This is a genomic window from Ekhidna sp. (assembly GCF_965227465.1).
Lineage (GTDB): Bacteria > Bacteroidota > Bacteroidia > Cytophagales > Cyclobacteriaceae > Ekhidna.
The window spans coordinates 2,199,262-2,210,475 of the sequence record NZ_OZ245746.1 but is presented as its reverse complement, the minus strand read 5'-3'; the positions used below and the strand labels follow the sequence as shown (position 1 = coordinate 2,210,475).

General features: G+C 37.6%; 12 protein-coding genes. 5 read left to right on the top strand and 7 right to left on the bottom strand.

The annotated features are described in order from the left end of the window. The first annotated feature begins 81 nt into the window (after positions 1 to 81). Together ACO05G_RS09780 and ACO05G_RS09775 are read left to right on the top strand one after the other, a co-directional pair. Positions 82 to 636, top strand: coding sequence for a DUF4251 domain-containing protein (locus tag ACO05G_RS09780; RefSeq protein WP_421762625.1), 555 nt, complete (start codon positions 82 to 84; stop codon positions 634 to 636). 758 nt (positions 637 to 1,394) lie between these two features. After that, on the top strand, positions 1,395 to 2,132 hold the full coding sequence (locus ACO05G_RS09775) for a pentapeptide repeat-containing protein (RefSeq protein ID WP_348284599.1): 738 nt from the start codon (positions 1,395 to 1,397) through the stop codon (positions 2,130 to 2,132). Between the two features lie 78 nt (positions 2,133 to 2,210). On the opposite strand, the gene ACO05G_RS09770 is transcribed toward ACO05G_RS09775, so the two are convergent. Genes ACO05G_RS09770 through ACO05G_RS09760 form a run of 3 tightly spaced genes read right to left on the bottom strand, consistent with a single transcriptional unit; the run spans position 2,211 to position 4,460 of the window. Then, entirely contained in the window at positions 2,211 to 3,074 is an 864-nt protein-coding gene (locus ACO05G_RS09770) for an ABC transporter substrate-binding protein (RefSeq protein ID WP_421762624.1), read from the bottom strand. A gap of 11 nt (positions 3,075 to 3,085) precedes the next feature. Next, positions 3,086 to 4,123: an arsenosugar biosynthesis radical SAM (seleno)protein ArsS gene (gene arsS / locus ACO05G_RS09765; RefSeq protein ID WP_348284597.1), complete on the bottom strand. Its 1,038-nt coding sequence runs from the start codon at positions 4,121 to 4,123 to the stop codon at positions 3,086 to 3,088. Between the two features lies 1 nt (position 4,124). Continuing rightward, a complete protein-coding gene (locus ACO05G_RS09760; protein ID WP_348284596.1) occupies positions 4,125 to 4,460 on the bottom strand; it encodes an arsenosugar biosynthesis-associated peroxidase-like protein in 336 nt (111 codons plus the stop codon). 85 nt (positions 4,461 to 4,545) lie between these two features. Between ACO05G_RS09760 and ACO05G_RS09755 the strand changes: the two genes are divergently transcribed. Then, the gene (locus ACO05G_RS09755) at positions 4,546 to 5,553 is read left to right on the top strand and encodes a quinone oxidoreductase family protein (protein ID WP_421762623.1); all 1,008 of its coding nucleotides are present in this window, start codon (positions 4,546 to 4,548) and stop codon (positions 5,551 to 5,553) included. 217 nt (positions 5,554 to 5,770) lie between these two features. After that, complete coding sequence (locus ACO05G_RS09750; RefSeq protein WP_348284594.1) at positions 5,771 to 6,226, top strand: hypothetical protein; 456 nt, start codon at positions 5,771 to 5,773, stop codon at positions 6,224 to 6,226. On the opposite strand, the gene ACO05G_RS09745 is transcribed toward ACO05G_RS09750, so the two are convergent. Continuing rightward, complete coding sequence (locus ACO05G_RS09745) at positions 6,223 to 7,470, bottom strand: tetratricopeptide repeat protein (protein WP_421762622.1); 1,248 nt, start codon at positions 7,468 to 7,470, stop codon at positions 6,223 to 6,225. The genes ACO05G_RS09750 and ACO05G_RS09745 overlap by 4 nt on opposite strands. Before the next feature lie 116 nt (positions 7,471 to 7,586). Continuing rightward, on the bottom strand, positions 7,587 to 7,751 hold the full coding sequence (locus ACO05G_RS09740; protein WP_421762621.1) for a hypothetical protein: 165 nt from the start codon (positions 7,749 to 7,751) through the stop codon (positions 7,587 to 7,589). Between the two features lie 199 nt (positions 7,752 to 7,950). On the opposite strand from ACO05G_RS09740, the gene ACO05G_RS09735 reads away from it, so the two are divergent. Beyond that, positions 7,951 to 8,382, top strand: a complete 432-nt coding sequence (locus ACO05G_RS09735) for a DUF4920 domain-containing protein (protein ID WP_421762620.1) — start codon at positions 7,951 to 7,953, stop codon at positions 8,380 to 8,382. Here ACO05G_RS09735 and ACO05G_RS09730 read toward each other — a convergent pair whose 3' ends face one another. Beyond that, complete coding sequence (locus ACO05G_RS09730) at positions 8,383 to 8,754, bottom strand: hypothetical protein (RefSeq protein ID WP_421762619.1); 372 nt, start codon at positions 8,752 to 8,754, stop codon at positions 8,383 to 8,385. It lies immediately after the preceding gene. 1 nt (position 8,755) lies between these two features. Further along, a complete protein-coding gene (locus tag ACO05G_RS09725; protein WP_421762618.1) occupies positions 8,756 to 11,197 on the bottom strand; it encodes a penicillin acylase family protein in 2,442 nt (813 codons plus the stop codon). Positions 11,198 to 11,214: the final 17 nt, after the last annotated feature.

Below are 11,214 nucleotides of genomic sequence, written 5' to 3'. Positions count from 1 at the left end.
GCGTTATAATTAACATTTTTTAAGAAATACTGGCATTCAGATTGCAAAGGGTATAAGTGGATGACTAAAAAAGGAGGGAAAATGAAGTATTTAGGAATTGTAATAATGACAATGTTTTTTCTGAGTGTGAACGCTCAGGAATCGGAAACATCTAAGCTTGATAAAAAGGAAATTAGAGAGCAAAGAAAAGCTGAGCAAAGAAAAGTTCAAGCGGAAAAATTTGATGAAATAACAGCGTTAGTTCAAAATAAGTCTTTTGCACTCGAAGCTGATCTTTTACGAAGTAGGTATGCAACCTTTAACGTGATTCAGGATAATAATTTCATCAAAGTAGAGGGTGATGAAATAATTATTCAAACCGCCAATTTCAATCGAATAGGATGGAATGGATTGGGAGGTATAACTGTAAGAGGAAAGATCATAGATTATGATGTTTCAGAAAATAAGAAAAGAATGAATGTGTCCATTACCGCATCCACCTTTGAATTAGGTAATGTGAATATCAACTTGTCTCTAGGTAAAAATGGTAATGCAACAGCAAACCTGACTGGTAACTTTGGTTTGAGAACCACCTTTATTGGTGATATAGCCGCTCTAAATAGGTTGGACCAGTTTCAGGGAATGACACGGTATTGATTAGTGGTAGTAGTTTGAGTGAGGTCCCTGACTCCAAATGGAGCAGGGACTTTTTTCTAATATACTTTGTCAGTCCTGATTTGCTGATTGTCCTTGTCCTTGTCTTTTAGATCGGACAACTGCTTTTTCATTTATCCAGTGCTACCTGTGCGGCAGGTACAAGCACTATTCCAGAGTGGGGCCTCATCAATTTTAGCTGACCTGCAACTTTTCCGTGCTAACAATCATCTGTTAACATAAGACACTAATAATTGTTGAAATTACGAATGGAACTATCAAAATCATCGTCATTAAGAATCCGCATAGGAATGCTCATACTGATTGGAATTTTTGCATTTCGTGCATTTGCTGAAGTGATTATTTGATAGGCTGTTGATAATAATAATCCTCTTCATACTTATTATCAAAATCCAGAATCCCCATCAGTGCATGGGGATTTTATTTTTATCCAATAGGTAAATACTTTTCCAAAATGTCTTTGAATGATGAGGATTATTTCTTAACTTAATAGTGGGTTTAGTTATCAAGCTAAGTCCATAAGGTGGTTAGATTGGACCTGGTAAGAAATTACTTAGGCCACACCAACCCAAAGGCGAGTGTCACTCGCCTTTTGGATTTTAATAGCATCCACTCAGCGCTTCTTTTCAACCGATCTCTCATCCTCCTGTAACCATGACCATATTTGAAGGTATATATGGTAACGATGCAACTTTTTAGAATTCTATGCATCTATAAGTAAACACCTGAAAATAATTGACATGGAAATATCTGCTTCACAATCAACTAAAATTCGAATAGCAATGCTTTTGCTATTTAGCTTATTCATCCTCCGATCTTTCGCACAAAACTCAGTTTCAGCTTCAAGAATTATGGAGGACATCCGTGAAGGAAAAAATATATCATATGAAAATGTGACTATATCTGGTGATCTCGATTTCACCTACATGGTGGAAAAGATGCCTGACCTGCCAAAAAAGTCAAAATGGTGGAATAATGGCGGTAGTAACACAGTTGAAGAATCCATAGATGTATCTGTCTCATTCATCAATTGCACATTTGAAGGAGATGTATTAGCCTACATTCATGATGACCCATCCGGATACACGTTTACTGCAGATTTTGATAGAGATGTGGTTTTTAAAGGGTGTGATTTCAATCGTGATGCGATGTTCAAGTATTCGGATTTTGATGGAACAGTTGATTTTTCCGGATCTACTTTTCAGCGTAAATCAACGTTTAAGTATGCCGAGTTTGATGAAAAGGCAGATTTTTCTAATACAAGATTTGACGATGATGCAACATTCAAGTATGCGCAATTTGACGAAGGAGGTTCATTTAAGAATGCTGTCTTTGAAGAATCCTGGAATATTAAATACTTGAAGGCGCGCGGTGAGTTCGACATAGCCGGATTAGAGGTAAGAGACGACATTGATGCTAAGTACACAAAAATCAATGGCAGAAGCTTCACCAACTACCTGATCGATTCTAAAAACTAATTCTCTTCATACATATATACACGAATTACCAACTCGTGACTAATAAAGTCCTCATCTATTTAATTAGATGGGACTTTTTTATTGCTTTTTATTCTGAGCCCAGATAAGGTCTGCTGTAGTTTTATTTTTACTTACAATTCCGGCTTCTTTGAGGGAATACAGAACCCCTTCTAGCATTTTGTTACTTACCCATCCATTCTCGGACCATTCGGTCGCATGATACCATCGCTCAGTATCTTTCAGGTCTTGATGATACCTCATAGAAACCAATTGCGGCGCATTTTCCAGGTCCATGAATGCCTGGTTTGACCTGTGAATGATTTTAAGCGCTTTATTAATCAACTCTGGATTTGTATTAATCATTTCGTCAGTCGCGGCAATCATAAAACATGGCCATGGTGAAATGAACTCTCCAATTTTTTTTAATTGACGTTTTTCTAGGTAAGGTTTAGTAGTAAATTTTTCCCAGTAGAAAATCTCTGAAGAACCCTCGTTTAGTGATTCTATTCCTCCTTCAATGTCATTCACCTCTACAAATTGATTCTCATCAATGGTTTTTTCCTCCATCATAGCATGTACAATAGGCATCAAATGAGAACCTGATCCAAATCGACTTATTGCAATTTTTTTATCGAAAATTGAGGTTGTTCCATTTTGATTCTTTGCTCTGGTATGTATTCCCCACGTCAATGACGTCTTTACATAACCACTTACTATTTTAGAAGGATTCCCTTTTAAAATGTCAGTAACAATTCCCTCAGTAAGAAGGATGCAAAGATCTAGCTGATTACTTCTCAGGGCTTCTTTCATGAATCCTGAGCCACCTGGATAATCGGTCCATTCGATTTCAATGTTTTCTTTGGTAAACCAATCGTTTTCAATGGCTAAATGAATAGGCAGGTTGAAATGTTCGGGTACTCCACCAATTCTGATCTTATCCATAAAAGAGGTTTTTAGGTTGTAGCACCCCCACAGCTGGATCCTGCACCAGCCGTACATCCATAACAGTGCTGATTGAGAATAATCTCACGTTTTTCAAGAGCTTCGATATCGAACTGGCTAATATGACTTGGGGCATTTACTTTTAATTCTAGCATTTGATTAAAATCACAATCATATAGATAGCCATCCCAACTAACACTCAGTGTATTTCTGCACATAACACCCTCTGCGGCTACCGGATTAAATGCATTTACTAATTCATTCATATAGTCCTCATACTTCTCACTCTTCACCAAATACTCTAGAAATCTACTTACCGGAAGGTTTGTGATTGCAAATAAATCATTAAAAACGATATCATACTCTTTAAGCTTTCGCTTAAACTGAGAAGTAAGTGTCTCCTGATCTCCAGGAAGAAAAGCACCTGCAGGATTGTATACTAAATCTAACTTGAGGTCAGAGTCTTTTTTTCCATATCCGACGGCATTTAGCATTTGAAGTGCCTTAATTGATTTGTCAAATACACCATCACCACGTTGTGCATCTGTTCTTTTTGCGGTAAAGTAAGGCAGACTGGAAACTACATTTACCTTATGCTTTTTGAAAAACTCCGGCAAATCATTGTACTTGGGATTAGCCAGTATAATCGTGAGATTACAGCGCACAATTACTTCTTTACCTTGCGCTGTGAGTTGCTCAACGAACCACCTGAAGTCAGGATTCATTTCCGGAGCTCCACCCGTTAGATCCACGGTTTTGATGGAAGTATCTTTGATTGCATCCAGGCATTGTTGCATGGTTTCACGCGTCATTATTTCCTTACGATCCGGGCCAGCATCAACGTGACAATGTGCACATACCTGATTGCACATCTTCCCTACGTTTACCTGAAAGATATCGATGCTTGTAGGCTTTAGCGGTAAGAAGCCGATATCTGATAGTTTATCTTTAAACGAAGGAATGTTGATGGATTCAGCATCGTCCAACACTTCAATCTGACCCTCAGGAGATGAGAGTTTATGGTTTTGCCTCTTTAATGATTTAAGCATCTCACATTAGTTTATCATTCACATGATTCATCATTTGCACACCGTGAACCAATGCAGCGCCACTTTTGATCGCAGCAGTTACGTGTACTGCTTCCATCATTTGCTCTTCATCCACTCCTTTTTTCAACAGATCCGAAGTATATGCTTCAATGCAATAAGGACATTGAACGGCATGGGAAACCGCAAGTGCAATCAATGATTTTTCACGGGCAGTCAACGCACCTTCCTTAAAAACACTACCGTAATAATCAAAAAACTTATCTCCCAGTTCTTTTTGCCATTCAGTAATATCTCCGAATTTTTTTAAGTCTTCTTTATTGTAGTAAGTCTCTTTCATATTTTGAATTACGTTTAGTCGTGAAGTTAAAGCATTAAATTGCGAGCTTTCAAATGAATTATATGAAACGTCAGATAAGTTACGAATGAAAGCATATCAATTACGTAAAACAGGGAAGCCACGGATTTTAAAAATAGAAGAAGTAGCTGAACCTTCTCCGGATGCCAAGGAAGTGAAAGTAAAAATCGAAACGATAGGAATAAACTATGCCGAAATCCTATCCAGAAAAGGTCAATACAGTTGGGCCCCTAAGAAACCGTACGTAATGGGAATGGAATGCTATGGTGAAGTCGTTGAAATAGGGAAGTCTGTGAATAATTACAAAGTAGGGGACAAGGTCATTGTGGGACAACAATATGGTTCTTACGCAGAGTATACCTGTGCTCCGGAGCATTTGTGTTTTCCGGCGTTTGAAGGATTTACTCCCGAAGAAAATGCTGCTTATTTAGTCAATTTTATGACGGCCTGGGTTGCACTGAAAAAATTATGCCGGGTTGAGAAAGGTGAACGTGTGTTAATTCAAGCGGCTGCAGGAGGTGTTGGTACGGCAGCTGTCCAGATAGGTAACGCGTTGGGGTGTGTCGTTTATGGAACAGCAAGCAAAGATGAAAAACTCAAACTGATTGAAAGCCTTGGCGGAAAACCTATTAATTATCGAACGCATGATTTTTATCAGGAGATAATGAATGATGGCGGACCAGTTAATTGCGTTCTTGAAACAGTAGGAGGAGATGTGTTTAAAAAAAGCATGAAGCTTCTCAGCTTTTTTGGACGATTGGTGGTGATCGGATTTGCCAGTATGAATTTGAAGATTTGGAATCCTTTATCATGGATTAAAACATACAGGGACGCTCCAAAGGTGAATATGATGAATTTGGCTATGGAGAGTAAAGGTGTTTTTGCCTCCCATATAGGCTATTTGACCGCTAATGAAGATTTAACTGGTGAAATTTGGGAAGAATTGTTTTCCTTCACCAAAGAGCATCAGCTCAAACCGATTGTTGGGAAGGTTTTCTCTTTTTCAGAGCTTGCCCAAGCTCATCAGTATATGGAATCACGGGATTCTGTTGGAAAATTGGTCGTAAAATTATAATCGTCTACCGAAATATCATTTTAATCGAAAATACCGCTTTTGTATTATCAATTGATAAAAAAAAGTAAATAATCCTTTGTTAGATTGTTAAAAGCATATAAATTCGAGATATAGATAGTGAGTATCTATTTTCCATAGCTGGTTCTTAATGATGAAGGGTTGCCTACAAGCAGCCCTTCTTTTTTTTCTCTTAAAAGTATTTTATTAAATTTATCGCATGATAAATGATCGTATCCATAAATTGATAAGGGTGCTAGACATGAACCCTACGTCTTTCTCAGATAGTTTAGATGTAAGTGTTACGGTTATTTTCAATATAATTAAAGGCCGTAGAAGCAAACCTAGTTTTGACTTAATCCTCAACATTCTCAAGACGTATGATAAGCTTAACGCTGAGTGGTTGATTAAAGGTGAGGGTTCAATGTGGAATGATGATATTGTCACGTCTGCAGAGATTGCCCCAACGCATGTAAACTTGCAAGCTAGAATACGAGAGCTCTTTGTGAAAATGAGATTAGAACAACCAGATTCTCATGAAGTTTTTGAACTTGAAGAGTTGGTTAGTTACATGATGGAGGAAACGGCAGAGCAGAAGAATAAGCTTATTTTATTACACGAGCGACAAGAAGGCATGCTCAAAGTTCTCAAGCAAAAGCTGAAATTGAAGGTTTAGGAAATTACTTTCAGTTCAGTTAACTCCTCAATAATACTTCTTCTTAACCTTATTTTCTGATACCAGTTGTAACCTATAGTTAGTAGAAGGAGTGCAAGTAAACTTCCCGAGATCAATTTAGAGTAAAACAGAATGGAAGCTATGCGTTCTTGTTTGGCTACCTCATCGAAGTAGCGTTTGGTTATTAAGTCAATGTTAAATCGCTTGTCGCTATTCTTAATTTCTTCCTGAAGCTTCAGATAGCTATTTAGAGAACGAGAGTATAAGTCCTCATATTCTTTTGCCTCATTATAGTTAGCTAATTCAAAATGTACGTCAGCTATGTTTTTGTAAACGTGGAAGAAATCAACTTGCTGAGTAACCTCAGGAATTAGCTTTTCTGCATTCGTATAGTAAGTAAGTGTTGAAGTTAAATCTCCTAATTTATAGGAGGATAAACCTAAATCAACTAAGACTTCAAACACCGACTTCTTTTCTGTTTTGGTTTCTTTACTGTTGCTTAAAACCACTAAGGCATGATCAAGATATTCTTGCGCCTTTATATAATGGCCTTTTTTAATTGCTACTTTAGCAAGTATGTGATTTGAGTAACCTATTAGTTTGAGATGATCAGCACACTCGTCTAACAGCTTTTTGGAATAATAACTTGAGCGTTCATAATCCCCTAAATCAAAGTATGTCATACTCAATCGATTGAGAATTTCAAAGTACTTTTTATTTTGAATCGAAGTTAGAATCAGAATTTCTTCTAGTTTCTCTATAGCAGAGGAATGCTTTCCTTGGTCTCTTAGTAGGCTTGAAATATTATATTGTGTTCGAATGAAGGAAGTGGTATCTCCTGTGATGAGTGAGTGTTGTGTCGACTTTTCGTAATATTCTTCCGCAAGCTCAAACGATTTGAACTGGCGAAAAATGATTCCACATCTATTATAAAGAGAGGCTAAATCTGACTGATACTCCTTTTTTCCGGAGTTTTCAGCATATCTAATTGCTTCTAAATAATAGATAATTGATTTACCAAAATCACCCTCTTCCTTATAGATATAGCCCAATAAATAATTAATCCTAAATAAGGCATCCTCATTGGAGTCATTTATTGTTCTTTCTCTAAGCGAAAGAGCCAGTTCCTTAGCTTTAGCTATATCACTTGAAATCAAATTCCTAACCTGATCGAAATCATCCTGATAAGAAGCTAGACTAATAAGTGAGCTTAATAAAAAAAAGAATAGTAGAAATTTTCGCATTTCTAATAACTGATCTATTACAATAATAAACAGAATCACCGAAAGAAGTCAACCTTCTTTCGGTGAAAGTGGCTAGAGATCAGCCCAAAATGCAAATAAAATCTTTTAACTCTTTTTTAGCCTCCACCTGGGGGAATTCCACCATCATCATCATCATCAGGATCTAATGTCTGATTCAGTTCAATGTCTTCTACAAGTTCGTCCATAGCTGCGTCTTCTTGACACGCGGTGAAAGATAAAGCTCCTGCGATTATAAGAGCTGTAAATAGTTTTCTTTTCATAACATAAGGTTTTTTAATGATGGGTCAAATATAGATTAAATATTTTATTTTACACATAACTCAAAGATTTTTTTTTATTTTTACTTATTAAAGGATAACTGATTGATTGTCTTTCAGTTATAAGTGAATAAAATATTTCATCATTAAAAATTGATTGAAATTTATTTGTGAGAGTTATCTTCGCAGAAAAGAAATTATTATGAGATATCTAATACTGCTTGTTCTTACTGTAGCTTGTTCCACTCCACAAGAAAAGTTTTCTACGCATGGAGAAGTTATCACATCGGAAAAGTATCTTTCAACAGCTGAGTTTCTTGCTCAAGTAAATGAGGAAGAAGAGAACTACAAGGTGAGAGGTGTTATTGAAGAGGTTTGTCAGATGAAGGGGTGCTGGATGGTTCTTAAAAATGATCAAGGAGCAAATATTCGCGTGACCTTCAAGGATTACGGTTTTTTCGTCCCAAAAGACATCAGCGGAAGAGAAGTTATTGTTGAAGGAGTAGCTAACAAAGAAGTGTTAGAAGAGGATGTAGCTCGTCATTATGCGGAAGATGGAGGGAAGGAATACGATGAATCCATGCGAAATGCTATTTCTTTTGTTGCCAAAGGCGTTTTAGTAAAAGAAGGCTAATTAGCTATACAAGCTTCTTTTTTTATTTTTCACAAATAGTTGGCGGAAGGTTGTCCCGGTGAGTGAGGCAAACCCGCCTGCTAATCCGCCAATAAGTCCCGTTGCGAAAACCAGCAATACAGATTCATTCACTTGCATGATATCAGCAACGATATTACTAAATGATGATTCATTTAGCACATCTAAATTCCATGCGTGTCCCATCCAGACAAGCCCAATTCCAAGAAAACCAGCAACAAAGGCATTTAAACCTGAAGATGGTGAAACGTAACACACGACAAATGCGATAACCATCGCAGACCACCAGACACTCAGAGGAGATACGAAGTAGGTGAGAGCTCCAATAACAATGATCCTGATAATTAATTTCATCTTACGGTTTTAAAGTTATGCTGTGAATGATCTTTTCGTTTTTGGGGGATAAAGCTGTTTCGAAGAGCATTTTATAATATTTCCCGCTTGCCCAATCCTCAATCATATGTCCGTACAAAGGATTCCCAGGATTCCCTGATTGACTTCCAGGGTAAACACCCCAAGCGTTAACTTTTCCATCACCTAACTCAACAACCATTCGCCATGACGGACCATGACTGCTGGAAGCTGCATTAACAATCGATCGATTCCCTCCGATTTTTATTTTGCCCTTATTAAAGGGATTTATTCTCAATAAATGTCTGATCGTTGTATTTTTATAGGTATACCATAAAAGTGAATTTCCCTCTTTTTTCTGAAGGTATTCTTCTAGTGAGGTAATGGTTTCTTTAAATGTTTGTCGGTATAAATCTCCGCTGGATTCTCGTACTTCGGTAGACTTGTTGTCAACCATTTCAAAATCGGGTCTTTTCTTCAAAATTTCAATGGTATTGTACCAATTTGGTCTATAGACCGCTATATCCGCACTGTCAATTTCATCCCAAAGTTTAGTATTAAGTTTACGCCACCATACTTCATAAATGGTTGGTGCTTGTCTTTCTGGTCCATTGAAGTAATCCCAGTTTTTCAATTTGTTGTAATACTCCCACTCTAAATCAGTGAAAGATGCAGAATCCAAACTGTCCAGCATCATGGGTAAAGCTTCTGATGCATTATAGTTGAAGTTGTCATGCTGCAAATTCATCATGTCCTTCACTTCAATATTGTCCATCACCCGTAAACGGTCGTTGATTCTTCTGCCTCGGTAGTGTTCAAAACTATAATCATATTGATAATAGGGATATAGCGAGTCAGCGGCGTGTTGATTTGCCGAACTCACAAAGTTTCGAGGAGGATTCTTTACATGAAGATTGTGTGACTGGGGCATGTAGGCTTTCCATTCATGATCGATATTGCTACCATCCATTAGGAATTTTCCTTGTTCTTCCCACTTTACAGGGAATTTGCCATTGACCCAAAGCGCTATGTCTCCGCTAACCGATGCGAATGAATAGTTTTGCGGGGGGCCACTGAAATGGCTAAAAGCTTCTACAAATTCATCATAATTCTGTGCTTTATTTCCTAAATAAAGGGCTTTGATCTCTTTACTCCCTTCATGAGCTATCCATTTCATCGCAAGATTCAAGGTTTCTGTTCGCCTGCTGTTGAAATTTCTGTCATAAACAACTGGGCCATGGTGAGTATAGACTATCGTATCGAAATAGCTAAAAGATCCTTTCACTTTTATTTCCTCAATCACCTTCTTGGTAGGCACCCAATTATCATTGTAGAGATACTCATCCCGTTTCTCATCTTTAAACTGAATGTAGTACCAGTCTACCAGGTCACGTTTGGCATTGGTGTTTCCCCAGGCAATTGAATCATTGAAACCAATGGTAATACCCGGGCCTCCCGGAAGTGTTGCACCCATTACATTGATGGTTGGACTGTTTAAATGCATGACATACCAAATACTCGGGAGGTTAAGACTTAAGTCAGGCTCGTTCGTGAGAATTACTTTACCATTAGCAGTTTTTTCTCCGTTTACTACAAAGCTATTACTTCCGTTATCCGGATTTGGCTTTGATATTATTGGATCTGTGAATTCAAGTGGAAATGTCACATTCGGTTTTTCAACTACAATGGGATCAAAATTAAATTCAGTTCCTATTGGTATAACAGGATCAATGGATTCCGGACGCTCAGGATATAAAACATCAAAAACTTCGCGACCCCATTTCTTAAGCGCATTTGTATGTTCTAAATCTCGCTCTCCTCTGGATAGCATATTGTTCATGTTTGAAATCAACAAGAAACACTTAAGAGGAGTCCATTTTTCAGGAGTATAATCCAGGAGCTTGTATTCAATGGGGTAGTCTTTGTAGGCTAAGGATTCGATGTAAGCATTGACGCCAGCGGTATACGCTTCAATGATTTCATACACTTCAGGTTCTTCTGTCTTAAAAAGCTCTTCGGAGTTTTCCGCTCCATACATAAGCCCTATTCTGCGCATGCCCCGATCTATTTCAATCAAGTCGGTAGTGCCAATTTTAGGGCCCAAAATTTCCGATAATCTTCCCGCCGCAGAGTAAAGCTGAAACTCCATTTGCCATAATCGATGATAGGCAGTAATGTACCCTTGTGTAAAAAAAAGGTCTTTCTCATTTTCGGCGAAGACATGTGGAATTAGGAGATCGTCAAAGTAGACGTTGACACTATCAGTAAGTTTTTCATCTAAAGATGTTGATTCAATATCTATGATTTCATTCTCAGCATTCTGCCAAAATCCATGAAAAGGGCTCAAAAATTTACCTAGTGGAGGAATTGATCCGATCTTAGAGTTTAGGGCAATACCTAAAGCCAGCGTGATGCTTAAGGAAAGAACGAATCGAAAGGTTTTCATAAGATGCTAATCGACTT